Source organism: Calditerricola satsumensis, assembly GCF_014646935.1.
GTDB classification, from domain to species: Bacteria; Bacillota; Bacilli; order Calditerricolales; family Calditerricolaceae; genus Calditerricola; species Calditerricola satsumensis.
Genome location: NZ_BMOF01000014.1, coordinates 20,944 through 46,054, shown reverse-complemented (window position 1 = coordinate 46,054; position 25,111 = coordinate 20,944). Strand labels below are relative to the sequence as shown.

28 protein-coding genes are annotated in these 25,111 nt (G+C 64.8%); 26 read left to right on the top strand and 2 right to left on the bottom strand.

All coding sequences use genetic code 11. The annotated features are described in order from the left end of the window. Positions 1 to 70: 70 nt before the first annotated feature. Positions 71 to 385 carry a hypothetical protein gene (locus IEX61_RS05015; RefSeq protein ID WP_054673218.1) on the top strand — a complete coding sequence of 105 codons (315 nt, stop codon included), beginning with the start codon at positions 71 to 73 and terminating at the stop codon, positions 383 to 385. Between the two features lie 713 nt (positions 386 to 1,098). Continuing rightward, a complete protein-coding gene (locus tag IEX61_RS05010; protein WP_188816958.1) occupies positions 1,099 to 2,331 on the top strand; it encodes an MFS transporter in 1,233 nt (410 codons plus the stop codon). 7 nt (positions 2,332 to 2,338) lie between these two features. Here IEX61_RS05010 and IEX61_RS05005 read toward each other — a convergent pair whose 3' ends face one another. Together IEX61_RS05005 and IEX61_RS05000 are read right to left on the bottom strand one after the other, a co-directional pair. Further along, a complete protein-coding gene (locus tag IEX61_RS05005) occupies positions 2,339 to 2,476 on the bottom strand; it encodes a hypothetical protein (protein WP_188816957.1) in 138 nt (45 codons plus the stop codon). Positions 2,477 to 2,494: 18 nt separating this feature from the next. Beyond that, a complete protein-coding gene (locus tag IEX61_RS05000; protein WP_054672389.1) occupies positions 2,495 to 2,797 on the bottom strand; it encodes a hypothetical protein in 303 nt (100 codons plus the stop codon). Positions 2,798 to 2,900: 103 nt separating this feature from the next. Between IEX61_RS05000 and IEX61_RS04995 the strand changes: the two genes are divergently transcribed. From IEX61_RS04995 to IEX61_RS04880, 24 genes are all read left to right on the top strand, one after another. After that, positions 2,901 to 3,071, top strand: coding sequence for a hypothetical protein (locus IEX61_RS04995; RefSeq protein ID WP_157057820.1), 171 nt, complete (start codon positions 2,901 to 2,903; stop codon positions 3,069 to 3,071). A 76-nt stretch (positions 3,072 to 3,147) separates the two neighbouring features. After that, complete coding sequence (sucC, locus tag IEX61_RS04990; RefSeq protein ID WP_054672392.1) at positions 3,148 to 4,308, top strand: ADP-forming succinate--CoA ligase subunit beta; 1,161 nt, start codon at positions 3,148 to 3,150, stop codon at positions 4,306 to 4,308. An 87-nt stretch (positions 4,309 to 4,395) separates the two neighbouring features. Then, positions 4,396 to 5,307, top strand: a complete 912-nt coding sequence (gene sucD, locus IEX61_RS04985; RefSeq protein WP_188816956.1) for a succinate--CoA ligase subunit alpha — start codon at positions 4,396 to 4,398, stop codon at positions 5,305 to 5,307. A 137-nt stretch (positions 5,308 to 5,444) separates the two neighbouring features. Then, on the top strand, positions 5,445 to 6,689 hold the full coding sequence (gene dprA / locus IEX61_RS04980) for a DNA-processing protein DprA (protein WP_188816955.1): 1,245 nt from the start codon (positions 5,445 to 5,447) through the stop codon (positions 6,687 to 6,689). Between the two features lie 65 nt (positions 6,690 to 6,754). Beyond that, a complete protein-coding gene (topA, locus tag IEX61_RS04975) occupies positions 6,755 to 8,908 on the top strand; it encodes a type I DNA topoisomerase (RefSeq protein WP_188816954.1) in 2,154 nt (717 codons plus the stop codon). Next, positions 8,905 to 10,236: an FADH(2)-oxidizing methylenetetrahydrofolate--tRNA-(uracil(54)-C(5))-methyltransferase TrmFO gene (gene trmFO / locus IEX61_RS04970; RefSeq protein ID WP_188816953.1), complete on the top strand. Its 1,332-nt coding sequence runs from the start codon at positions 8,905 to 8,907 to the stop codon at positions 10,234 to 10,236. Before topA ends, trmFO begins: the two co-directional genes overlap by 4 nt. 68 nt (positions 10,237 to 10,304) lie before the next feature. Continuing rightward, on the top strand, positions 10,305 to 11,174 hold the full coding sequence (xerC, locus tag IEX61_RS04965; protein WP_054671889.1) for a tyrosine recombinase XerC: 870 nt from the start codon (positions 10,305 to 10,307) through the stop codon (positions 11,172 to 11,174). A 72-nt stretch (positions 11,175 to 11,246) separates the two neighbouring features. Next, complete coding sequence (gene hslV / locus IEX61_RS04960) at positions 11,247 to 11,735, top strand: ATP-dependent protease subunit HslV (RefSeq protein WP_229725706.1); 489 nt, start codon at positions 11,247 to 11,249, stop codon at positions 11,733 to 11,735. Positions 11,736 to 11,737: 2 nt separating this feature from the next. Further along, a complete protein-coding gene (gene hslU / locus IEX61_RS04955; protein WP_229725702.1) occupies positions 11,738 to 13,141 on the top strand; it encodes an ATP-dependent protease ATPase subunit HslU in 1,404 nt (467 codons plus the stop codon). Positions 13,142 to 13,194: 53 nt separating this feature from the next. Next, the gene (gene codY / locus IEX61_RS04950; protein ID WP_054671790.1) at positions 13,195 to 13,974 is read left to right on the top strand and encodes a GTP-sensing pleiotropic transcriptional regulator CodY; all 780 of its coding nucleotides are present in this window, start codon (positions 13,195 to 13,197) and stop codon (positions 13,972 to 13,974) included. A gap of 310 nt (positions 13,975 to 14,284) precedes the next feature. Then, positions 14,285 to 14,698 (top strand): flagellar basal body rod protein FlgB, encoded by a 414-nt coding sequence (flgB, locus tag IEX61_RS04945; protein ID WP_229725701.1) that lies wholly within the window; start codon positions 14,285 to 14,287, stop codon positions 14,696 to 14,698. Between the two features lie 5 nt (positions 14,699 to 14,703). After that, on the top strand, positions 14,704 to 15,147 hold the full coding sequence (gene flgC / locus IEX61_RS04940; protein WP_083463026.1) for a flagellar basal body rod protein FlgC: 444 nt from the start codon (positions 14,704 to 14,706) through the stop codon (positions 15,145 to 15,147). A gap of 31 nt (positions 15,148 to 15,178) precedes the next feature. Further along, entirely contained in the window at positions 15,179 to 15,472 is a 294-nt protein-coding gene (fliE, locus tag IEX61_RS04935) for a flagellar hook-basal body complex protein FliE (protein WP_188816951.1), read from the top strand. Between the two features lie 32 nt (positions 15,473 to 15,504). Continuing rightward, on the top strand, positions 15,505 to 17,109 hold the full coding sequence (gene fliF, locus IEX61_RS04930; RefSeq protein WP_308423721.1) for a flagellar basal-body MS-ring/collar protein FliF: 1,605 nt from the start codon (positions 15,505 to 15,507) through the stop codon (positions 17,107 to 17,109). A gap of 12 nt (positions 17,110 to 17,121) precedes the next feature. Then, complete coding sequence (fliG, locus tag IEX61_RS04925) at positions 17,122 to 18,132, top strand: flagellar motor switch protein FliG (RefSeq protein WP_188816949.1); 1,011 nt, start codon at positions 17,122 to 17,124, stop codon at positions 18,130 to 18,132. Position 18,133: 1 nt separating this feature from the next. Further along, entirely contained in the window at positions 18,134 to 18,973 is an 840-nt protein-coding gene (gene fliH / locus IEX61_RS04920; protein WP_229725705.1) for a flagellar assembly protein FliH, read from the top strand. Next, positions 18,951 to 20,279, top strand: coding sequence for a FliI/YscN family ATPase (locus IEX61_RS04915; RefSeq protein ID WP_188816947.1), 1,329 nt, complete (start codon positions 18,951 to 18,953; stop codon positions 20,277 to 20,279). The genes fliH and IEX61_RS04915 overlap by 23 nt, the downstream gene beginning before the upstream one ends. Then, on the top strand, positions 20,276 to 20,740 hold the full coding sequence (locus tag IEX61_RS04910; RefSeq protein ID WP_188816946.1) for a flagellar export protein FliJ: 465 nt from the start codon (positions 20,276 to 20,278) through the stop codon (positions 20,738 to 20,740). Before IEX61_RS04915 ends, IEX61_RS04910 begins: the two co-directional genes overlap by 4 nt. A gap of 2 nt (positions 20,741 to 20,742) precedes the next feature. Continuing rightward, positions 20,743 to 21,669, top strand: coding sequence for a MotE family protein (locus IEX61_RS04905; protein ID WP_188816945.1), 927 nt, complete (start codon positions 20,743 to 20,745; stop codon positions 21,667 to 21,669). Positions 21,670 to 21,684: 15 nt separating this feature from the next. After that, complete coding sequence (locus IEX61_RS04900) at positions 21,685 to 23,079, top strand: flagellar hook-length control protein FliK (RefSeq protein WP_188816944.1); 1,395 nt, start codon at positions 21,685 to 21,687, stop codon at positions 23,077 to 23,079. A 10-nt stretch (positions 23,080 to 23,089) separates the two neighbouring features. Further along, the gene (locus IEX61_RS04895) at positions 23,090 to 23,470 is read left to right on the top strand and encodes a flagellar hook capping FlgD N-terminal domain-containing protein (RefSeq protein ID WP_054672201.1); all 381 of its coding nucleotides are present in this window, start codon (positions 23,090 to 23,092) and stop codon (positions 23,468 to 23,470) included. A gap of 31 nt (positions 23,471 to 23,501) precedes the next feature. Then, entirely contained in the window at positions 23,502 to 24,326 is an 825-nt protein-coding gene (locus tag IEX61_RS04890; RefSeq protein ID WP_054672203.1) for a flagellar hook-basal body complex protein, read from the top strand. Positions 24,327 to 24,425: 99 nt separating this feature from the next. Further along, entirely contained in the window at positions 24,426 to 24,620 is a 195-nt protein-coding gene (locus IEX61_RS04885; protein ID WP_054672205.1) for a flagellar FlbD family protein, read from the top strand. Between the two features lie 17 nt (positions 24,621 to 24,637). Further along, positions 24,638 to 25,087, top strand: a complete 450-nt coding sequence (locus IEX61_RS04880; RefSeq protein ID WP_054672207.1) for a flagellar basal body-associated FliL family protein — start codon at positions 24,638 to 24,640, stop codon at positions 25,085 to 25,087. Positions 25,088 to 25,111 lie beyond the last annotated feature (24 nt).

Here is a 25,111-nt window from a genome sequence, read left to right as displayed (position 1 = left end):
GGAGAAAACGTGCGAATGAGTGAGCAAAACGGAGAAAAAGGGTTAGTCATTGAGGGAGGTGAAATTGTGAATGCCGAAGAAGATTCGCGTGATTGTTGTCTTGTGCCTTGTGTTCCATGCGATGTTCATGTTGAACCCTTCAACGGGCTACGCTTGTTCCTGTGCCGGAGAGCCGACGGTTGAAGAAGAACTGGAGCGTTCCGACGCCGTTTTTACAGGCAAGGTGATTGAAATTCAAGAGAAAAAACAGCTTAATGGATTAACAAAAAAATACGTTCTATTTGAAGTAAAGAAAACTTGGAAGGGAATCTCCCAATCGCAAGTGATTCTCACCACGGGGATGGGGGGCGGCGATTGCGGATACGAATTTGAGGAAAGGCCATAGGACAAGAGAAGGGATTTCTGCACAAGAGGACTTGGTTTTGTTAGGTGAAGGAAAAGCCCCCACACAAAACGTCAATCTTGAAGACGAATTTCGAGGCACTGGCCCATATGTATGGCTTGCCGCCATTGTTAGACTTGGCATCGTCATTTTCATTATTTGGGGAAGATTGAAGATTAAAACGATACTCTTGATGCTGTTGCGGAACGGGCATGCGCGAAACGGTTCAGGGAGGGCGCGACCTATGGCGGAAAACGAAGGTTCTCCTGCAGTGTGCCACCTGCATGGGCCACGGCTGGATCGTGCTGCCTCCAAACAGTTGGAACGAGTCGATTAGGGCCTTTCAACGGGTGGAGGAGCTGGCCAGCGGGGAGGTCGTACGCTTGCGCGTCCAGCAGCCGGATTCGAAGCACGTGGCCGTTACCGTTTGGTCTGCTCGGCCACTACGAGGAACTGGCGATTGACAGCGAGATGCGGGCGTTTGTCTTGCGGCATTACTACCAGGGTTGGCCGGTTGCGGACGCGGAGAAACCGTTCCGTATACGCGGAGTGGGGAAAATGGAATTTCTTGCGTATTGGTTTGATCCCGCCGGAGTTGGCAGGTGACAGATGGCAAAGGGTTTGCTATTGTTATGTTCAAACATGAGAATTTCGAGACGCGGAGTTTCGGGCGTCTTCGCTCGCTTCCGCGCCACGCAAGCAGGAGGAGACGGAAGATGGCGGACCCCACGCAGTCATTCCCGCTGACCGGGCCGCAGCCGGCCGCCAACGCGCCGCAAACGGATGCCGGCGGCGAAAAGCCCCATCTGCGCATCCTGTGGCGCATCAGTCTGGCCCATTTTCTGAACGACATGCTCACCTCGGTCGTTCCGGCGCTTCTTCCCCTCGTCCAGAAGCTGCTGGGGCTCACCTACGCCCAGGTGGGCGTGGTGGTCATGGTGGCCAACGTGACGTCGTCGCTCCTGCAGCCCGTTGTCGGCGCGTGGACGGATCGGCGGCCCCTCCCGCAGCTGATGCCGGTCGCGTTTCTTGTCACCGGATGCGGAATGGCGGCCCTGGCGGGGATGGCGTCCTTTGCCCAGCTGCTGGCCGCCGTTGCGCTGATCGGCATCGGTTCGGCCGTGTTTCACCCGGAAAGTTCCCGCGTCGCCCATGTGGCGGCGGGGACGCGCAAGGGCCTGGCGCAGGCCATCTTCCAGGTGGGCGGGAACGCCGGGCAGGCCGTAGGACCGCTTCTGGTTCCCCTCGTCTTTCTGCCCTATGGGCTGCATGGCGGCTGGGGACTGGCCGCAGCGGCGGCGGTTGGCACCGCCGTGCTCGTTCCGGTGGCGCGCTGGGTGCGCAGGCGGAGCCAGCTTCGGACGATGCGCGTGGCGTCCGCTTCACAGCCGGCTGCCTACGGGGTGCTGGCGTTGCTCGTCGCCGTGGTGACGATGCGGTCCTGGATCCACAGCGGGGTGTCCAGTTTCGTTCCCCTCTATCAGGTGGATGTGCGGGGTGTTTCCATTTCGGAGGCGGAGGTCAACCTGTTCTTGTTCCTCTTTGCCGGCGCGCTGGGCACCTTTCTTGGTGGCCCGCTGTCGGACCGCATCGGGCGCAAAAACGTGGTGGTGGCGTCGATGATCGGTGCCGTGCCCTTCCTGCTCCTGTTGCCGCACGCTTCAGGGGTGTGGAGCGCCCTCGTCCTGTTTCTGCTGGGCCTCGTCAGCCTGTCCAGCTTTGCGGTGACGGTGGTGTACGCCCAACAACTCGTCCCGGGACGGGTGGGCATGGTGTCGGGGCTGATGATCGGACTGGCCATCGGCGCGGGCGGCATCGGGGCCACGGTGCTGGGCGTGGTGGCCGACCGATGGGGGCTGGATGCGCTGCTTCACGGCATGGTGCTCTTGCCCTTCATCGGCTGGCTCTTGGCGCTGCCCTTGCCCGATGACCGGCGGATGACGCGGTAGACGCCGTTTACGTGGACGGGCGATTGGGCCCGTCCAGTTTTTTGTCGCCATGGCCAGGGGCTGTTTCCCGAGCGGCGTCCGTCAGCTGGCCGGTCGTCTTGGTCTCGAGGCGGGGGCGGTGTTCGTCGCCACGCGTTTTGGCCATGGGGCATCCTCCCTTTCGTCAATGGACAAGGAACCGCTCGCGCAGAATGGCGTTGAGCCGATCGAGGCGGCGCATGTGGCGAAAGAGGGCTTCGTTGTCGCCCGCGAGGTCCAGGGCCACCGTGTTTTTGATGCAGCAGTGGGTCTGCCAGTAGGCGAGGACCAGCGTCTCGGTCGGCTGCGCGCGGAGATGCGCTTCTTCTTCCGTCGCATCCGGCGGTTCAGGGCTTTCGACCGGCAATCCATCCGCTTTGTCTGCCGGGGCGGGAACGAAGGGCGTGGGCGCGGTTTCGATCGGGTCGATCACGCGGCCGTTATCCATGGGGCGTTCCTCCTGTCTGCGGATTTCGGGAACCCTGGTGGGGCAGCCGGCTGCGGGCTAGTATAACCGGCGGCCGGCAGCCTCATTCGGACGGATAGGGCGGGTGATCACCGCCGTGACCGGCACAATGGCGCCGGACGCGCTCCGGATGCGAGACGGGCGCGCCCGCCCGATTTCCCGGAAAATAAAAAAATTCGCGCGTTTCGCGCCGGTGTCGGATGGCGTCGAACGGGCGCGCGTGGCGTTTCCGCTTGCAATTTTTGCGCAGACGTGAGAAGATCGGTAGTGGACAAGAGACGTCAGCGTTTTCTGCACCTTTGGTCAGTCCAGGACAGGAGGATGGAACGCGCATGAACATTCACGAGCACCAGGCCAAGGAGATCCTCAAGCAATATGGCGTGGCGGTTCCCAGGGGAAAGGTAGCCTTTACCGTTGACGAGGCGGTGGAGGCGGCCAAGGAACTGGGAACCGACGTGGTGGTCGTCAAGGCGCAGATCCACGCCGGCGGACGCGGGAAAGCCGGCGGCGTGAAGCTGGCGAAAAGCCTCGACGAAGTGCGCGCCTATGCCCAGGAGCTCTTGGGCAAGAAGCTGGTCACCTACCAGACCGGCCCGGAAGGCAAGGAAGTGAAGCGCCTCCTGATCGAGCAGGGCTGCGACATCCGGAAGGAATACTATGTCGGCATGGTCGTCGACCGGACAACGGGCCGCGTCGTCCTGATGGCCTCGGAGGAAGGCGGCGTGGAGATCGAAGAGGTGGCCAAGCGCGCGCCGGAGAAAATCGTCAAGGAATACATCGACCCGCTGACCGGCCTGATGCCCTTCCAGGCGCGCAAGGTGGCCTACGCCATCAACATTCCCAAGGAGCTGGTCGGCAAGGCGGTCAAGTTCTTCATGGGGCTCTACCAGGCCTTTGTCGACAAGGACTGCTCCCTGGCGGAGATCAACCCGCTCGTTGTTACCGGTGACGGCGAAGTGCTGGCCCTCGATGCCAAGCTCAACTTCGACGACAACGCCCTCTTCCGCCATCCGGAAATCGCCGCGTTGCGCGATCCGAACGAGGAGGACCCGCGGGAGCAGGAAGCGGCCAAGTACGACCTCAGCTACATCGCCCTCGACGGCAACATCGGCTGCATGGTCAACGGCGCCGGGCTGGCCATGGCCACCATGGACATCATCAAGTTCTACGGCGGCGAGCCGGCCAACTTCCTCGACGTCGGCGGGGGCGCGTCGGTGGAAAAGGTGCGCGAAGCGTTCAAGATTATCCTTTCCGATCCCAACGTGAAGGGCATTCTCGTCAACATCTTCGGCGGGATCATGAAGTGCGACGTGATCGCCACCGGCATCGTCGAGGCGGCCAAGCAGGTGGAGCTGAAGGTGCCGCTTGTGGTGCGCCTCGAAGGGACGAACGTCGAGCTCGGGAAGAAGATTCTCGCCGAGTCGGGCCTCGACATCGTCTCGGCCGACTCGATGGCCGACGCGGCCCAGAAGATCGTCTCGCTGGTTTCGTGACGGGCAAGCGGCGCAAGACGTAACGCGGAACCTCGCGTGTATGGCGAAAACCCATTGCGGGCCAAGAAAAGAAGGTGAGGGAAGCCGATGAGCATTCTGGTCAACAAGGACACCAAGGTGATCGTCCAAGGGATTACCGGTTCGCAGGGCCTGTTTCACACGAAGCAGATGATCGAGTACGGCACGAAAATTGTCGGTGGCGTGACACCGGGCAAGGGCGGCATGGTGGTGGAAGGCGTTCCGGTGTTCGACACGGTGGCCGAAGCCGTCGAAAAGACGGGGGCCAACGCGTCGGTCATCTACGTGCCGCCGGCCTTTGCCGCCGACGCGATCATGGAGGCGGTCGACGCCGGACTCGACCTTGTGGTGTGCATCACCGAGGGCATTCCCGTCCTCGACATGGTCAAGGTGAAGCGCTACCTGGAAGGGAAGAAGACGCGCCTCATCGGGCCCAACTGCCCGGGTGTCATCACGCCGGGCGAGTGCAAGATCGGGATCATGCCCGGCTACATCCACGCGCCGGGGCATGTGGGCATCGTCTCCCGCAGCGGGACGCTCACTTATGAGGCGGTGCACCAGCTCACCACGCGCGGCATCGGCCAGTCGACGGCGGTGGGCATCGGCGGCGATCCGGTGAAGGGCACCGAGTTCATCGACGTGCTGCGGATGTTTGAGGAGGATCCCGACACCTACGCCGTCATCCTCATCGGGGAGATCGGTGGCACGGCGGAGGAAGAGGCGGCCGAGTGGATCCGGGCCAACATGACGAAGCCGGTGGTCGGCTTTATCGGCGGGCAAACGGCCCCGCCCGGCAAGCGCATGGGCCATGCCGGGGCGATCATCTCCGGAGGCAAGGGGACGGCTGCGGAGAAGATCGCCAAGCTGGAAGCCTGCGGTGTGCGCGTGGCCAAGACGCCGGCGGTGATCGGGGAGACGCTCGTTGAGGTGCTCAAGGAGCGCGGGCTGTACGAGCGCTGCCTCACCGTCGCGCACCGGTAAGGTCAGGGCCGCCTTCGGTGACGGAAGCGCGCAGAACCTTGCCCCACGCGGGCAGGGTTCTGTTTTTGTTGGGGATTGTCGGACGATTCCGGAAATCCGGCGGCGTGGGAAAGCGTGAAGGAAGGATGGCGAGGAAAATGGAGCGGTCCGAAACGAGCGGCCTGTTGGCCGTGCTCGCATCGGTGGACGGCGTGGGGCCCCGCACCCTCTTCCGGCTGGTCGAGGCGGCGGGCGGGCAGCCGGAGGGCCTTGTCGGCGGCGACCTCGCGCAGCTGTGCCGCGATGCGCGCATCCCGCCGGAGGTGGCGGCGCGGGTGCGGGAGGCGGCGACGCCGCGGGCGGTGCGCGCCTTATTGGCGCGTCTGGCCCGGCTCGAGGTGGGCCTGCTGACGTACTGGGACGCGGCGTACCCGTCTCTCCTTGCGCACATTGCCGATCCGCCGCCGGTGCTGTTTGTGCGCGGCGACCTGAAGGCCCTCGATGCGCCCGGTTTGGCCATCGTGGGCACGCGGCGCCCCACGCCCTACGGCCGGGCCGCGGCGCGCCGCTTGGCGTTCGATGCGGCGGGCCAGGGATGGACGGTGGTCTCGGGCCTGGCCGCCGGCATCGACGGCGAGGCCCACCTCGGCGCACTGGAGGCCGGCGGGACGACCGTTGCCGTCCTTGGCTGCGGTGTCGACGTGGTGTACCCCCGCCAGCACCGCCGTCTGTACGAGCGGATTTGGCGGGAAGGCGGGCTCGTCCTCTCGGAGTTACCGCCGGGCACGCCACCGCAAAAGGGGTTTTTCCCCCGCCGCAACCGCATCATCAGCGGTCTGTCCCACGGGGTGGTCGTGGTGGAGGCGGGCGAAAAGAGCGGCTCCCTCATCACGGCCGACCTGGCCCTCGAACAGGGACGCGAGGTGTTCGCCGTGCCCGGGTCGATCTTCTCCCCGGAAAGCCGCGGGCCGCATGCGCTCATCCAGCAGGGGGCCAAGCTGGTGACGGGCATTGACGACGTGCTGTCGGAATTGGCGGGCGCGGCGGGCTTGGCGGCAACGTCCCGGGCGGATGCGCGTGTGCAAGCCGCTGCGGGTACGGGAGCAGGTCGGGGTGGACGGGCGCACGACGCCGGCTCATCGTCGGAAACCCCGCCGGAGCCGCCATTCCTCACGGCCCTCTCCCCCGAGGAGCGGGCCGTGTGGCCGCATCTTGTCCGCGGTCCGGTGCATGTGGACGACCTCGTGGCCGCCACCGGCCTGACGCCGGGTGCGCTGCACGCCGCCCTCTTGGCCCTCGAGCTGCGCGGGTGGGTGATGCAGCTTCCGGGCGGGCTGTACGTGGCCCAGGAAACCTTCGCCCGCCGAGGCGAGAAAAGGTTTGCAGAGGGACAGGGTGATTGATAATATGCTTTAGGGAGACAACACGGTGTATTGACCGAGTTGGGTGTGCGAAAGGGGGAGGTCTCTTGGCCAAAGCGCTGGTCATCGTCGAGTCGCCCGCCAAGGCCAAGACGATCGGCAAGTACCTGGGACGCGGCTACATCGTCAAGGCGTCGATGGGCCACGTTCGGGACTTGCCGAAAAGCCAAATGGGTGTGGACATCGAGAAGGGGTTTGAACCCAAATACATCACGATTCGCGGGAAAGGCAACATCCTGAAGGAGCTGCGCGAAGCGTCAAAAAAGGTGAAGCAGGTGTTCCTGGCCGCCGACCCCGATCGCGAAGGGGAGGCCATCGCCTGGCACCTGACGAACATCCTCGAACTGGATCCCTCGGCCCCGTGCCGGGTGGTGTTCAACGAGATCACGAAAAACGCGGTCCGCGAGGCCTTTGCCCATCCGCGGCCGATCAATATGGACCTCGTCAATGCCCAGCAGGCGCGCCGCATCCTCGACCGCCTGGTGGGCTACAAGATTAGCCCGCTTCTCTGGAAAAAAGTGAAAAAAGGCCTCAGCGCCGGGCGCGTGCAGTCCGTCGCCGTCAAGCTCATCATTGACCGGGAGAAGGAGATCCGCAATTTCGTCCCGGAAGAGTACTGGACGGTGACGGCCCATCTTTTGGCCGACGGCACGCCCTTTGAGGCGCGTTTTTACGGCTACGGCGCGGAGAAGGCCGAACTGAAGAACGAGGACGAGGTGAAGGCCCTGCTGGCGCGGCTGGAAGGGAAACCCTTCGTCGTGCGCGAGGTGACGGAGCGGCAGCGGCGGCGCCATCCCGTCCCGCCCTTCACCACCAGCACGCTCCAGCAGGAGGCGGCGCGCAAGCTGGGCTTCCGCGCGACGAAGACGATGATGCTGGCCCAGCAGCTGTATGAAGGGGTCGAACTGGGGGCGGAAGGAGCCGTTGGCTTGATCACCTACATGCGCACGGACTCGACGCGCGTCTCCACCGTCGCCCAGGAGGAGGCCCGCACGTACATCGCCCAAACGTTTGGGAAGGACTACTTGCCGGAAGCGCCGCGCACCTTCGCCAAGCAGGAGAAGGCCCAGGACGCCCACGAGGCGATCCGCCCGACGTCGGTGTTCCGCGAACCGGAGCGGGTGAAGCCGTATTTGACCCGCGACCAGTATCGCCTGTACAAGCTGATCTGGGAGCGCTTCGTGGCCAGCCAGATGGCGTCGGCCGTTCTCGACACGATGACCGTCGACATCGACGCCGGCGGCGCCACCTTCCGGGCCACGGGTTCGGTGGTCCGCTTCCCCGGGTTCATGAAGCTGTACGTGGAGGGGACGGACGACGAGAAGAACGAGGAGGACCGCATCCTGCCGCCGATGCGGCCGGGCCAGACCCTGGCTGTGGCGTCGATCGAGCCCAAGCAGCATTTCACCCAGCCGCCGCCTCGCTACACCGAGGCGCGCCTGGTGAAGACGATGGAGGAGCTGGGCATCGGTCGGCCAAGCACCTATGCGCCGACGCTGGAGACGATCCAGAAGCGCGGGTACGTGACGCTGGAGAACAAGCGCTTTGTGCCGACGGAACTGGGCGAAGCGGTCAATGCGCTCATGGAGGAGTTTTTCCCGGAAATTGTCGACGTCCAGTTCACGGCCAAGATGGAAGAGGCCCTCGACCGCATTGAAGAGGGGCGCGTGCCGTGGACCCGCGTGCTGGAGGAGTTTTACGAGTGGTTCTCCAAGCAGCTGGAAGAAGCGGAGGAAAAGATGGAACGGGTGGAGCTGGCCGATGAGGTGTCGGACGAGACGTGCGCCAAGTGCGGCCGGCCCCTCGTCTACAAGATGGGCCGCTTCGGCCGCTTCCTGGCGTGCTCGGGGTTCCCGGAATGCCGCTTCACCAAGCCGATTGTCAAGAGCACCGGAGCCCGGTGCCCCCAATGCGGCGGCGAGCTCGTCGAACGGCGCTCCAAGCGCGGCCGGATTTTTTACGGTTGCGCGCGGTATCCCGAATGCGAGTTCGTCTCCTGGGACCGTCCCGTGGCGCGGCCCTGCCCGACGTGCGGCGGGCTGCTCGTGGAAAAGGGCGGGAAGAAAAAGGAGCGGCTCGTCGCCTGCACGCAGTGCGACTTCCAGGCGGAAGAAGACCCATCGGGCGCCGCGGAAGGCGCGGCGAACGAGGGCCCACCGTCGGAAGCGGAAACGACACACGTTGGAGGTGAGGCGACGTGAGCCAGCCGGTGGTGACGGTGGTCGGGGCGGGCTTGGCGGGCAGCGAGGCGGCCTGGCAAATCGCCCGCCAAGGCGTGCGCGTCCGCCTGTACGAGATGCGCCCGCACAAACAAACGCCGGCGCATCACACCGACAAGTTTGCCGAACTCGTCTGTTCCAATTCCCTGCGCGCCAACGACCTCACGAATGCAGTGGGGATATTAAAGGAAGAAATGCGCCGGCTCGATTCGGTCATCATCCGGTCGGCGGACGCGTGCGCCGTGCCGGCCGGATCAGCGCTGGCCGTCGACCGGCACGAGTTTGCCCAGCGGGTGACCGACGCGATCACCTCTCATCCGCTGATCGAGGTGATCCGCGAAGAGGTGACGGAGATCCCCGACGGCATCGTCGTCATCGCCACCGGCCCGCTCACCTCACCCGCCCTTTCGGAGAAGCTGCGCGAACTGACGGGGGAGGAGTACCTCTACTTTTACGATGCGGCGGCGCCGATTGTCGAGCGCGATTCCATCGATTTCAGCAAGGTCTTTATCGCCTCGCGCTACGGAAAGGGCGAGGCGGCGTACATCAACTGCCCGATGACGAAAGAGGAATTTGACCGCTTCTATGAGGCCCTTGTGACGGCGGAAACGGTGCCCCTCAAGGAATTTGAGAAGGCCATCTATTTCGAAGGGTGCATGCCCATCGAGGTGATGGCCAAGCGCGGGAAGGACACCATCCGCTTCGGTCCGATGAAGCCGGTGGGGCTCATCGACCCGCGGACGGGCAAGGAGCCCTATGCCGTCGTTCAGCTGCGGCAGGACAACGCTGCGGGAACGCTGTACAACATCGTCGGGTTCCAGACGCACCTGAAGTGGGGCGAGCAGAAGCGCATCATCCGCATGATTCCCGGTCTGGAGAATGCCGAAATCGTCCGGTACGGGGTGATGCACCGCAACACCTACTTGAATTCACCGAAACTCCTCAGGCCCACGTACCAATTCAAAGGGCGGGACACGCTGTTTTTTGCCGGTCAGATCACGGGCGTGGAAGGATACGTCGAGTCGGCGGCGTCGGGCCTCATCGCCGGCATCAACGCCGGGCGGTTGGCCCGCGGGCTTAAGCCCGTTGTCTTTCCGCCCGAAACGGCCATGGGCAGCATGGCGCGGTACATCACCGAGGCCGATCCGCGCAACTTCCAGCCGATGAACGCCAACTTTGGCCTGTTCCCGCCGCTTCCGCAAAAGATCCGCGACAAGCGCGCCCGCAACTTGGCCTACGCCGAGCGGGCTTTGGCGGCCATACGGGAATTTTCACAAAACATCCACAATTTCAGTTGCACAAACGGATGATCGTATGGTAAGATGAGGTTGCTTCGCGGCTGGAGGAGGGTGTGGGCAACGTGCAGAACAACCCGGTCATGGCCTTCCGCGCGTATTTGCAGATTGAGAAGAACGCGTCGCCCCACACGATTGCAGCGTACCAGCGGGACATCGCGGCATTTCGGGAGGCGGTCCTGCAGCGGCAGGACCTCGATTGGGACGAGGTGACGCCCTGGCACGTGCGGGCGTACCTGGCCCACCTGCACGAATCCGGATATTCCCGCCGAACCGTCGCGCGGAAGCTCTCGGCCTTGCGCGCCTTTTTTCGCTTTTTGCACCGGGAAGGCCGCGTGGCCCACACGCCCTTTGAAGGGGTGGCGACGCCCAAACTGGAAAAACGGCTTCCGGTGTTTCTCGACGAGGACGAGATTGCCCGTCTGCTTGCGCTGCCTGATCCCGCTCATCCGCTCGGTCTGCGTGACCGGGCCCTTTTGGAGACGTTGTACGCCACCGGCATGCGCGTCAGCGAGCTGTGTGCCCTTGACGTGACCGCCCTCGACCTTTCGGTGGGCACGGTCCTGGTCTACGGAAAAGGGGCCAAAGAGCGGTATGTTCTCCTCGGGTCCCACGCCATCGAGGCCCTGCGCCGGTATCTCCGCGACGGGCGTCCGAAGCTCGCCGCACCCGGCGAAACGCGCCTCTTCGTCAACTGGCGAGGGGGACCCCTTTCAACGCGCAGCGTACGTCGAATCGTGGCGAAATATGTCGAACAAGCAGCTCTGACGAAGCGGGTGAGTCCGCACACGTTCCGCCATAGCTTTGCCACGCACCTTTTGAACGCGGGAGCCGACCTGCGCGCGGTGCAGGAGCTGCTCGGGCACGCCAGCATCTCGTCGACGCAGGTGTACACCCACGTCACCCGGCAGCGGCTGCGGCGCGTCTACGACGACGCTCATCCGCGCGCCTGAGGAGGGACACGATTGGAACGCGGCTTTCACGGGACGACCATTTTTGCCATCCAGCACAACGGACGGGCGGCCATGGCCGGTGACGGGCAGGTCACCTTCGGCAACGCGATGGTGATGAAGAAAGGCGCCAAGAAGGTGCGTCGCCTGTACCGCGGCCAGGTGCTGGCCGGCTTTGCCGGTTCGGTGGCCGACGCGATGGCCTTGTTTGAGAAATTCGAGGGCAAGCTGGAGGAGCACCACGGCAACCTGCCGCGCGCCGCGGTGGAACTGGCCAAGGAGTGGCGCACCGACCGCATGCTGCGCCGCCTGGAAGCCCTGCTCGTCGTCATGGACAGACGCCACCTGCTCCTGATTTCGGGCAGCGGCGAAGTGCTGGAACCGGACGACGGCATGGTGGCCATCGGTTCGGGCGGCAGCTACGCGCTGGCGGCGGGACGGGCCCTCAAGCGCCACGCCCCGCACCTGAGCGCGCGCCAGATTGCCGAAGAGGCGCTGCGCATCGCGGCGGAGCTCTGCGTGTACACGAATGACCACCTCGTCGTCGAAGAGCTGGAGGGGTGAGCGTGCGACGCGATCGGATTCCCACGCCGCGGGAGATCGTCGCCGAACTGGACAAATACATCGTCGGGCAGAAGGCCGCCAAGCGCGCGGTGGCCATTGCCCTGCGCAACCGCTACCGGCGGAGCCTCCTGCCCGAGGCGCTGCGCGACGAGATCACGCCGAAAAACATCCTCATGATCGGGCCGACCGGGGTCGGGAAAACGGAGATTGCCCGGCGGCTGGCCAAGCTCGCCGGCGCGCCCTTCGTCAAGGTGGAGGCGACCAAGTTTACCGAGGTCGGCTACGTGGGCCGCGACGTCGAGTCGATGGTCCGCGACCTGGTGGAGACGGCCATCCGCATGGTAAAAGCGGAAAAGATGGAGGAAGTGCGCGACCGGGCGGAAAAGCTGGCCGAAGAGCGCCTACTCGACCTGCTCGTGCCGGAGCCGAAGAAGGAGCGCGGCTTTCAAAATCCGCTCGAACTCCTGTTTGGCGGTCGCATGGGCACGAGCCAGGAGAAAGAAGGCGACGGAGACGCCCTGGAGCGGCAGCGCCGGCGGCGGGAGCTGGCCGAGCGCCTGGCGCGGGGCGAGCTGGAAGACTGGATTGTCGAGGTGGAGATTGAGGACACCGCCTTGCCGATGATTGACCTCTTCGCCGGTTCGGGCGTGGAGCAGGTGGGCGTCAACGTGCAAGAGCTGTTCGGGAGCCTTTTCCCCAAACGCACCAAGCGCCGGAAGGTACCGGTGCGCGAGGCGCGGAAGCTGCTCGTGCAGGAAGAGGCGAGCAAGCTGATCGACATGGACGAGGTGATCCAGGAGTCGATCCAGCGCGCCGAACAGCACAGGATCATCTTCATCGACGAGATCGACAAGATCGCCGGGCGGGAAGGGGGCGTCGGCCCCGATGTCTCCCGCGAAGGCGTGCAGCGCGACATCCTGCCCATCGTCGAGGGCTCCACGGTGATGACGAAATACGGGCCGGTCAAGACGGACCACATCCTCTTCATTGCCGCCGGAGCGTTTCACGTGGCCAAGCCGTCCGACCTGATTCCCGAGTTGCAGGGACGGTTTCCCATCCGCGTCGAGCTGACCAGCCTCGAGGTGGACGATTTCGTGCGCATCTTGACGGAACCGCAAAACGCCCTGATCAAGCAGTACACGGCGCTCATCGAGACGGAAGGCGTCAAGGTGCAGTTTACCGACGAGGCGATCCGGGAGATTGCGCGGCTGGCCGCGGAAGTCAACCGCCAGACGGAGGACATCGGCGCCCGCCGTCTCCACACGGTGATGGAAAAGCTTCTCGAAGACCTCTCCTTCGAGGCGCCGGACATCAACCTGGAGACGGTGGTGATCACGCCGGAGTACGTCAATGAAAAACTGCGCGACATTGTCGAAGACCGCGATTTGCGGCAATACATTTTGTAGCGCGCTTGGCTTTGTTTTTTGTTCACCATGTTCGACACAAGGAGGCGTGATCGATGGACCTGCTGACCAAAACGCGGCGCATCAACCGGTTGCTGCAAAAGACGGCCGGCCACGCCGTGAATTTCATGGAAATGGCCGAAGTGCTCCGCGACGTGATCAACGCCAACGTGTTCGTCCTCAGCCGAAAGGGGAAGGTGCTCGGCTTCGCCATCGCCCATCAGATCGAAAACGAGCGGATGCGCCGCATGCTCGAGGAGCGGCGCTTTCCTGAAGAATACAATCGCGAGCTGTTGAAAGTGGACGAAACCCAGACCAACATCCCGATCGAAAGCGACCTGACCATCTTTCCCGTCGAGCTGCGCGACGTGATTCATGAAGCGTGGACAACCCTCGTGCCGATCATCGGCGGCGGCGATCGCCTGGGCACGCTGGCCCTGGGCCGTCTGAACGAGAAGTTCACTGAAGACGACCTCGTGCTGGCCGAGTACGGGGCGACCGTCGTCGGCACAGAGATCCTGCGCGAGCGCGCGGAGCAGATCGAGCAGGAAGCGCGGGCCAAAGCGGTCGTGCAGCTGGCCATCGGGTCCCTGTCGTACAGCGAATTGGAAGCGGTGGAACACATCTTCGAAGAGCTGGACGGCAAGGAGGGGCTGCTCGTCGCCAGTAAGATCGCCGACCGCGTCGGCATCACCCGTTCGGTGATTGTCAACGCGCTGCGCAAGCTGGAGAGCGCCGGCGTCATCGAGTCCCGTTCCCTGGGCATGAAGGGGACGTACATCAAGGTGCTGAACGACAAGCTGCTGCCGGAACTGGAGAAGCTCAAGTCGTCGTAAACGCGGAAATCCACGCATGGGCATGTCGATCCGTTCGAGGTGGAAAAACCTTGTCGAAAAAGGAAACCCCTGTCGAAAATCGACAGGGGGTTTTTTTCTGCACGTTTTTGGCCGTGGAACGTTGCCCGATTCGGGAAAAGGGGCGGGAATAGCCCCACCCGATTAGGAAAACGGTTGGATTTTGTCCCGTTTGGGGTGGGACATTCCGTTCATTTTTCATGAAGGCGACAAACTTTTTGTCGAGGAATGAAGGAATTTGCCACATGGGTGTAGAAGCAAATTTTGGACGTCGGAAAGAGAGGCGAGACCCGTGGACGTCTTTCAAAATCGCATGCTTTCCACCTTGGAACAGGCCATGAATGCGGCGATGCTGCGGCAGCGCGTCATCGCGAACAATCTCGCCAATGTGGAAACGCCGGGGTTTAAGGCGGCGGATGTCGCCTTTGAGCGCCTGCTTGCGGAAGCCCTTGCCCGACCGGGCTCGTCCTTTGTCGGCGTGCGAACCGATCCGCGCCACCTGCCCATCGGGGCACGGGAGAGCATGGTCGCGCCGCGGATCGTTCCCGCCGTCCATACGCGCATGCGCCACGACGGCAACAACGTCGACGTGGACGCGGAGATGGCCAACCTAGCCCGCAACGCGCTGTGGTACCAGGCCCTGGTGCAGAGCACCCAGCATTACCTGGACCAGTTGCGGACGGTCATCGGGGAAGGGAGGCGGTAACGGTGGTGCTCTCGCCGCTTGACATCAGCGCCTCGGCGCTCACCGCCGAGCGCGTGCGCATGGATGTCATCGCGTCGAACATCGCCAACGCGACGACCACCCGCGCCCGGCTGGTGAACGGCACGTGGCAGCCGTATGTGCGCAAGCTGGTGGTTTTTGAGCCGCGCACGCCGTTTGCCTCGTACTTGGCCCAAGCTATTGGCCGGCAGGCGGAGGTTGGCGCGGGGGTGCAGGTGAGCCGCATCGTCGACGACCCGACGCCGCCGCGCCTGGTGTACGACCCGACCCATCCCGACGCGGGGCCGGATGGGTACGTACGGCTCCCCAACGTGGACATTGTCAAGGAGATGGCCGACTTGATCGCCGCCACGCGCGCGTACGAGGCCAACGTCGCCGCGTTTCAGGCGGGGAAGGCCATGCTGACCAAAGCCCTGGAACTGGGCCGTTGAGGTTTGCAGAACGCGCAAGGAGGGAAGCAGGATGCAGGTCACCGGGGCAAAGCCCGTTGGCCTCGGGCTTTCGTCGAATGACGGGCGGCTTGCGGACAAGGCCGCCACGTCGTTCGCCGATTGGCTGGCCCAGGCCCTTGATCGGCTCAACGCTGACCAGGTGAACGCCGAGCGCGCGGCGCTGCGGCTGGCCGCCGGGGATGTGGCGAATCTGCACAACCTGTTTCTCGCATTGCAGAAGGCCTCCCTTGGCCTGCAGCTTGCGGTGCATGTGCGCAACAAGGCCATTGAGGCGTATCAAGACGTGTTCCGCATGCCGTTGTAAGCAATCTTTCCAACGGTTTTCTCGGGTGAGCCATGTCGACCGATCAATACGCAAGGATGAGAGAGAGAATCGAACGCATCAGACGCCAAGGCATCGCGCTGTGGCAACGGCTGTCGCGCAAGCAGAAGGTCCTTCTTGGGGCAACGGTGTTCTTTGTCGTGGCTTCTGCCGCGATGTCGGTGGCCCTGGTCGCGCAGCCGGAGTATGTGCCGCTCTACACGGAAAACCTTTCCCAGGAAGAATTGGGGCAAATCAAGGCCCAACTCGAGAAGATGGGCGTTCCGTACCGCATCACGGCGGGCGGACATTCCATTGAAGTGCCGCGAACGGAACGCGATCGGGTCCTGCTCGATCTGGCGGCGCAAGGTCTGCCGCACAGCGCGTCGATCCGGTACGACACCTTTTTGGACAAGCTGCCCTTTGGCGTGACCGATCGGCAGTTCGATGTGCTGGAGCGCGATGCGATCCAGGGCGAGATCGAAAGCCTTCTGGAAAACGGTGTCGATTGGATCCAGAAGGCGCGCGTCATGATCACGCTGCCAAAGGAACGCATGTGGGTCGGCGAAGAGCAGCAGGAGGCCTCGGCGTCGGTTGTGCTCACCATTGAGCCGGGGTATCAGCCTTCGCCCGACCGGGTGCGCGCCTTGTACCACTTGGTGTCGCGCAGCGTGCCGAACTTGCCGGTGGAGAACATCGTCATCACCGACCAGTACGGGCGGCTGCTCGAGTACCCGAATGCACCCGACGCCGACAGCGCGACCGCAGCCCTGGATCAGGAGAAAATCCGCCAGCAGATTGAAAAACATTTGCAAAGCAAATTGCAATCCCTGCTCGGTACAGTGTTCGGACATGACCGCGTGGTTGTGTCCGTCGTGGCCAAGGTCAATTTTGACCGCGTTCAGGAAACGCGGCAGCTCGTCGAGCCGCCGGCGGGCCGGGATGAGGGGCTGGTGGTGAGCGAAGAGCATGTCGCCGAATCGGCGAGCGGCGAAGGGGCCGTGCCGGGCGGGATCGCCGGAACAGGCAGCACCGACATTCCCAGTTACCCGGGGGTGACCGGCAGCGGCAACCAGTCCTACGAGCGGACCGAAGACCGCGTGAACCGGGAGTTCAACCGCATCAAGCAGGAGATCGCGCGCAGCCCGTACGCCATTGAAGATGTGGCCATCTCCGTCGGCATCGAACCCCCCGATCCCGCGAACCCGAACTCCCTTTCACCGGAAACGCAGCAGCAGGTGCGCGACATGCTCCGCGGGGTGGTGCGGGCGGTGCTTGGCGGGACCGAAGGGCGACAGCTGACCGACGCGGAGATCGACAGCCGCATCACCGTGATGCCGTCCCCGCTCCAGGGAAAAGTGACGGCGGAGGAAGAAAGCGGCTGGCGCGACGTCCTGTGGTACGGGCTCGGCGCGGCGGCGGTTGCCGCGGCCGGGGCGGCCACCTACACGATCGTTCGCCGGCGGCGGAACGCGCCTGCGCCGGATGTTCCGGTCGACCTCCCCGTGGTTCGCGATCTTCCGGCCGATCAAGAGCCGCAGCCGGAGGAGAATGCCCCCTTCCACCGCGTCGAGCAGTTGGCGCGCGAACGTCCCGAAGAATTTGTCAAGCTGCTTCGGGCCTGGTTGTCGGAAGAGTAGGAGGGATGAGGCGTGGCGCGGCGCAAGCACCTCAGCGGGTTGCAGAAGGCGGCCATCTTGCTCATCAGCCTCGGTTCCGAGGTGTCCGCGCGGATCTTCCAACACCTCACCGAGGAGGAGATCGAACAGCTCACGCTGGAGATCGCCAGCATGCGCAAGGTCGACCCGGAGGAGAAAGAGGCCGTGCTGGCCGAATTTCAGGAGATGGCCCGCGCCCAGGCGTACATTGAGCAAGGCGGGATTCTGTACGCCAAGCAAGTGTTGGAACAGGCCCTCGGCGAGGAAAAGGCGCTGCGCATTCTCAACCGGCTGACGGCCAACCTCCAGGTGCGGCCCTTCGACACGATCCGCAAGGCCGATCCCGGCCAAGTGCTCAACTTCCTTCAGAATGAACATCCCCAGACCATCGCCCTCGTCCTCTCCTACTTGCAGCCGGAGCAGGCGGCCGTCATCCTCTCCGCCCTGCCGCCGGCCTCTCAGGCCGACATTGCCCGGCGGATCGCCCTGATGGACCGCGCATCGCCCGAGGTGATCAGCCAGGTCGAGCACATCCTGGAGCAGAAGCTGGCCGCCAACGTGTCCCACGATTACCTGGCCGCCGGCGGCATCGAGGCCATTGTGGCCATTCTCAACCGCGTCGACCGCGCCACGGAGCGCACGATCCTCGACACCCTGGAAGTGGAGGACCCCGACCTGGTGGAAGAGATCAAAAAGCGCATGTTCGTGTTCGAGGACATCGTCACCTTGGACGACCGGTCCATCCAGCGCGTCATCCGCGAGGTGGATCAGCGCGATTTGCAACTGGCCCTCAAGGTGGCCAGCGAGGAAGTGCGCGAGGCCATCTTTCGAAACATGTCGAAGCGGATGGCCGAAGCCTTCCGCGAAGAGCTCGAATACATGGGTCCGGTGCGCCTCCGCGACGTGGAGGAGGCCCAGTCGCGCATCGTCGCGGTCATCCGGCGCCTCGAGGAGGCGGGCGAAGTGATCATCTCGCGCGGAGGAGGCGACGAGATCGTTGTCTAGGGTGATCAAGGCGCTCAGTTGCGTGCGGTCGGATGCGGGCGTGGTGCTCGCCTGGAAAGACCCCGCGGCCGACGGGGGGGATCCGGCAGCGCAGCGCTCTGATGCGCCGTCCGTGGAGGACGCCGGAACCCGGAACGCCGCCGACGCCGCCGAGTTGCGCGCCCAGGCCGAACGGCTCGCCGCCGAGCGTCTGGCGGCGGCGGAAGTAGAAGCCGCTGCGCGGCTGGCTGAAGCGGAGCAGCGCATCGCCCGGTGGTGGGAAGAGCGGCGCCGCGAGGACGAGGCGTTGCGCGAGCGCGTGCGGCAAGAGGCGTATGAAGCGGGCTACGCCCAAGGGCTGGCCGAAGGACGCGAGGCGGCCCGGCGCGAGTGGGAAGCCGCCTTGCGGAAGGCCCGGGAGACGGTGGCCCTCGCCCAACAGGAAAAGGCCCGCGTCATCGCCGAAGCGGAGCCGTTTCTCGTTGAGCTGGCGGTGGCCATCGCCGAAAAGCTCATCGGGGAGCACTTGGCCTTGGCCCCCGAGACGGTGCTCACCGTCGTGCGCAACGCGCTCAAGCGGTCGCGGGAACGGACGGAAGTGGCCGTGTACGTTCACCCCGACGACTACCCGATCGTCCTGGACGGTCGCGCGCTGCTCGCCGACGCGCTCTCGCCGCAGACGGAGCTGGTGGTTTATCCCGATGAGGCGGTGAAGCGCGGCGGCTGCTTGGTCAAAACGTCGCTGGGCACGATTGACGCCCGCCTTGATCACCAGTTGGAAGCGGTGCGGCAGGCCTTGATGGCGGTGGCCAAGGAACGCGCGCCCGAGGGGAGCGACGATGTCGTGGAAACCGTCTCTTGAAAAGTACCGCGCCGTGCTGCGCAAAGTGGATCCGGTGCGCGTGCACGGCCAGGTGGTGCAGGTGATCGGACTGACCGTCGAGTCGATCGGGCCGGATGTGCGCATTGGCGAGCTGTGCACCCTCTTTCCGTCGCGCGAGGGGCCGCCGGTGCGGGCCGAGGTGGTGGGGTTCCGGCACAACCGCGTCCTCCTGATGCCGCTGGGGGATCTGGGTGCCGTGGGGCCGGGATGCGACGTGGTGGCCACCGGCCATCCGCTCACGGCGCCGGCAGGCCCCCAATTGCTCGGCCGGGTGTTGAACGGCCTGGGCGAGCCGATCGACGACGGGCCACCCCTCCACGCGGCCGCGCGCGTTCCCGTTGACCGCGCCCCGCCGTCGCCCCTCGAGCGCCCGCCGATCGCCGAACCCGTTGGCGTGGGGGTGCGCGTGATCGACGGCCTGCTCACCGTAGGCCGGGGCCAGCGCGTCGGCATCTTCGCCGGCAGCGGGGTGGGAAAGAGCACGCTCTTGGGCATGGTGGCCCGCCACACGGAGGCCGATGTCAACGTCATCGCCCTCATCGGCGAGCGGGGACGCGAGGTGCGCGCCTTTTTGGAGCGGGATCTGGGGCCCGAGGGGCTTTCCCGCAGCGTCGTCGTGGTGGCCACATCGGACCAGCCGGCGCTGATCCGCATCAAAGGCGCCCTGGTGGCCACGGCCATCGCCGAGGCCTTTCGTGACCAGGGCCGGCACGTCATGCTGCTGATGGACTCGGTCACCCGCTATGCCATGGCCCTGCGCGAAGTGGGGCTGGCCGTGGGGGAGCCCCCGACAACGAAGGGCTACACGCCCTCGGTGTTTGCGGCGTTGCCGCGCCTGTTGGAGCGCGCGGGCACGAGCGGCGCGGGCTCCATCACCGCCTTTTACACCGTGCTGGTGGACGGCGACGACTTGAACGATCCGATCGCCGACGCCGTGCGCGGCATACTGGACGGCCACATTGTCCTCGACCGCGCGCTGGCCAACCGCGGCCATTTTCCGGCGGTTGACGTGTTGGCCAGTGCGAGCCGGGTGATGCGGGACATCGTCAGCCCCGACCACATGCGCGCCGCAGAGAACGTGCGCCGCATCCTCGCCTTGCACAAGGACGCCGAAGACCTGGTGCAAATCGGCGCCTACAAGCGGGGGACGAGCCGCGAGCTGGATATCGCCTTGCAGCACATCGACGCCGTGCGCCGTTTCACTCGGCAATCGCCTGACGAGCCGGCGCCCTATGCCGAAACGGTGGCCGAACTGATTCGACGGTTTGGGGAGATCGGGCTATGAGCGCGTTCGTCTTTCCGTGGGAACACCTGCGTTCGCTGCGGCACAGGGAACAGGAGCTGGCGGCCCGGCAAGCGGCCGAAGCGTTGCGCCTGTTGGTCGAGGAGCGGCGCCGCCTCGAGGCGCTGGAGGCCGAACTGGCGGACGCACAGCGCGCACTGCTGGAGCGGCAGCGCGAGGGCCTTCCGGCAGCCGAGCTGGTCGCGCGCCAGCAGGTCTGCCAGCTCCTCGCCCAGCGCGTGGCCCGGCAGCGCCAGCGGGTGGACGAGGCCGAGCTGCGGGTGCGCATCGCCCAGCAGCGGCTGCAGGCGAAATGGAAGGAAGCGCAGATGTGGGAGCGGCTAAAGGCGCGCTACTGGCGCGCCCATCAAGCGCGCGTGCGGGCGGTGGAACAGAAGGTCCTCGATGAACGGGCAACCTTGGCGTATGTGCGCGCGGCGCGTCTTGAGCGGGAGGGCGAGTGACCGTGGAACGCGTCGACGAGCGTCCATACGGAAAGGGCGAATGGTTCTTCTATGTGGTCCTGCTCCCCGTGCTGTTTGCCGCCGTCCTGCTGGGGATTGTCCTCACCGTTCTCGGCGTCGACGTCCCCGGCGCGCTGTGGCGAGGGGCCAACGCCGTTCCCGGCCTTGCACGCCTCGTTCCAGATCCCCCCGAGCAACCCGGAGCGAATGCCGCGGAACAACCGGCGGGGAAGGAAGGAGAGGAAGCAGACCGCTCCGTCTTGCAGGCTCAATTGCAGGCCAAGGAGGCGGAAGTTCGCACCCTGCGCGAGCGCCTGGCCGAGCGCGATCGGGAAATCCAGATCCTCAACCAGAAAGTCGCCTCGCTCCAGCAAGACCTGCGCGGCAAACGGCTCACCGACGAGGAGCGGGAAGCCCGACTGAAGGAGACGGCGCAGCTGTACGCCGGCATGCCTCCCACGAAGGCGGCGCGCATTCTCGAGGCGATGACGCGCGAAGAGGCGGCGCTCGTCCTGGCGCGCATGCGGCCGGAAACGCGCGCCAAGGTGCTGGCCCAGATGCATCCGCAGCGCGCCGCCGAGCTGTCCATGCGCCTGGCCAACGAAACGCCGGCGGAAGATCCCGACATCGCGGCCCTTCAGGCGCGCATTGCCGAACTGGAGCGTCAGCTGGACGCGGCCGAACGCCGCGCCGGATCGTCGGCGCAGGAGGTGGCCGCCTCCCTGGCCCGCATGTCGCCCAAGGAGGCGGCCGCGGTGGTGCTGGAGCTGACCCGCCAGCAGCCGAACCACGCGGTGGCCGTGCTGGCGGCGATGGACGCGGGGGCCCGCGGGGCCATCTTTGACCAGCTGGCCAAAGAGCACCCGGCGTTGGTGGCGCGGCTCACCCGCCTCCTGCTGAACGTGGCGCCACAAGGCGTGCAACGATGAAGGGGGGACAGACTCATGTCGACCCATTCGGTCCTTTCGCCCGCGGCACAGCCGCTTGCTGCGCGCGTCACGGAACCGGGAGGCGGTGAGGGGCAAGGCTCCTCCCAAGGAGAGGTCGCCTTCGCCGATTTCCTGCGGCAGGTGGCCGGAACAGGCTCCGCCCCGATCGTCCTGGCCCCGGGTCTTCCCGTTCTTCCCGTTCTTCCCGGAGACAGGCCGTTTGCCGACGATGCGCGGGAAGGGGGAATTTCCGATGCCGGCGCACAGGCCGAAGCTGCGGGATGGGCCGGCCTCCTGCTGATGGGAGCAGGGCTGTCCGCCCTTCCGGTCAGCGTGTCGGGCAGCGAGACAGGAGCAGACAGTAACCGGGCTGCCGGGTCCGGTCCGGGTCCTGCACGGGCTCCGGCCCATGATCCGGTACCGGCGCACCCGGCGATGGACCGCGGCGAGGGAAGCCAAAAGACCGCTGGGGCGCTTGTCGACGATGCGGCTGCCCCGGATCGGCGTCCCGCGCTTGCGCAAGGCGGGGCAGGAAGCGGCCCGGTGGCCTTGTCCGCGGAGCTCGTTGCGGCGGCCGACGATGCCGGCCAGCCGATCGCGGGCGAGGCCGCTCCACGTCAGGCTGCTGGCGTTTCCCTCGAGGGGCGGCTGCCCCAGGGGCTTCCGGAAGGATCCGATGGAGCCGAACGATCCGCCTTCGCGGGGCATGAGGAGAGCGTGGAGGGGCCCTTGCGCGCGGGCGATGAAGGAGGGCCGGGTCGTATCGCCCTGGGCAACGACGGAGCGATGCCGCGATCCGCTCATCGCGGGCGGGCGGACGACCCGGCCGGAAGCGGCGTGACGGGCGACGGGCGTCCGGCGGCGGCGCTTTCCGCCGACGCGGTGCGTAACGTTTTCGCGCCGCGCGATGCGGGATGGTGGGGGGCCGCTTCGGCGGGCAATCCCGTTTCCGTTGAGCGGTTTGCCGAACAGGCCGCACCTGTCCTCCTCCGCGCGCTGCAGATGCACGCCGGCGGCCATGCGGCGGAAGCGCGCCTTTTCCTCGTGCCCGAACACTTGGGCAAAGTGGATGTGCAGCTTGTCGTGCACAACGGCCATGTGACGATCGCGTTTGCGGTGGACACGCCCGCGGCAAAGGAGGCCCTGGAAAGCCAGATTCCCCAATTGCGCTGGCAGCTGGAACAGCAGGGGCTGGTCTTGGACAAGGTGTCGGTTACCCAGGGAACAAGCGGAGGATTGGCCTTCTTCCACGGCTTCTCTCACGGCCACCGTGGGGCCTCACCGTATCCGCATAGCGCGCCGCGTCGCGCCCACGCGGCCTATGGCGGCGAGGAAACGGTTGAATCGCTTCCTACCGCCTCGATTCGCACGACGGGAGAACGCGTTTCCCGCGTCGACTATTCGGTGTAGGGGGTGTGCCATGCGTATCGCGAGCGCGATGGCCCAAGCCGCCGTCTCCCAAGCCGGGCGGGTTTCTTCGCGCACGGAATTGGGCAAAGACGACTTTCTCAAGCTCCTCGTTGTGCAGCTCAAAACACAAGACCCGTTGCAGCCCTTGCAGGATCGCGAATTTGTGGTTCAGCTGGCCCAATTCCGCATTCTCGAGCAGCTGGACCAGCTCAACCGCACGAACGAAGCCGCCCTGTTTGCCGCCGTGTCGTCGGTGATCGGCAAGCGCGTGACATGGGGCGAAGGCGAAACCGACACCGCAAGCGCCGTCGTGCGGCGCGACGGGCAGTACTACGTGCAGACGGCCGGCGGACGGGAGATTCCCTTTGACTCGATTTCCCAGGTGTCGTAACTGTAGGAAACCACCATGAGGAGGGGGAAACATGCTCCGCGCACTGTACTCGGGCGTTTCCGGCATGCGGCAATTCCAGTTGAAGCTCGACGTCATCGGGAACAACATCGCCAACGTGAACACGGTCGGATTCAAAAAGGGGCGCGTGTTGTTTCAGGACATTCTCAGTCAAACGGTAAGCGGGGCGGGACGACCGGAAGAAGGGGTCCGCGGCGGTACGAACCCGCGCCAGATCGGGTTGGGGGTGACCACGGGGGCGATCGACACGGTCTTTACGCCGGGCAGTCCCATGACGACGAATGTGCCGACGGATCTCTACATCAACGGCGACGGTTTCTTCGTCCTGCGCCCTTCGGAGGATGGACCGGTGTACCTGACCCGTGACGGGAGCTTTCGCGTTGATTCCCTTGGCTACCTGGTCAACGCCCAAGGACTGTATGTCATGGGGACGGGCGGTTTGATCCAGATCGATCCCGCGACGTATACGTCTTTCACCATTTCTCCCAATGGTGAAGTGATCGGCGTGCTGCCCGACGGCACGAATGAGGTCATCGACACGATTCAATTGGCCAAGATCCCCAACCCCGCGGGATTGAAGAAAGTGGGGCAATCGCTGTATGAAGTGACGCCCAACGCGATCGCCCCCGATACGGCGATCGAAGACTATTTCACGACGCCCAACAATGCGGAGCAAGGCACCGGCGCCGTCATTGCCGGCCAGTTGGAAATGTCGAACGTCGATTTGACGGAAGAGTTCACCGAAATGATCATCAGCCAACGCGGCTTCCAGGCCAACGCGCGGACCATCACCACCTCCGACGAGATCTTGCAGGAAGTGGTGAATCTGAAGCGCTAATCGGTGATCCGGGCCATCGCGCGGCGCCGGCAGTGCGTCGGGCGTTCGCGGTGCCGTGGACGATGAAGTCGGTCGCGCGGCGGGTTGCGGGGTGAGGCGATGATTCTGCTCACGCGGCTCAACGGGTCGCAGTTTTCCCTCAACGCCTTTTTGATCGAAACGGTGGAAGAAACGCCCGACACCGTCATCACCTTGGTCAACGGGAAAAGGTACATCGTGCGCGAATCGATGGCCGAGGTGGTGGAGCGCGTGCGCGCGTTTCTGAAAGAGGTGCGTGTCGGCAAAGTGCTGTAGCGAGACGGAGGGATTCGGTGACACGGCATCGGTTGTTCTACATGGCGCTGATCCTCATCCTCGCCATCGTTCTGCTCTTTGGCGTGTGGTTTGTCATGTGGTGGACCCTGCAACAGCCCAAGGCCCACCCGTTGGCGGGCCAAGCGAAACCGGACGAAAGCGCGGAAGAGCTGCTCAAGCGAACCCTGGACACGCCGGAGATCGTGACCAACCTCTACAGCGGAAATTTCATTCGCATCCAGTTTAAGCTGGTCCTGGACAGCAAGAAAACGCGAGAAGAGTTGGAAACGCGCATGTTCCAGGTTGAACACGCGGCGATTGCCCTCCTGTCGTCGCTTACGCCCGACGACATTCGCGGCGAACGGGGGCTGCGGAACGTGGAAGAAAAGCTGAAGGCGCGCATCAATGCCCTTCTGCCGACGGGTCGGGTGGAACGGGTGATCACAACGAAGAAGATGGTGCAGTGACGGGGCGAGGGGCCGCAGGTGGAG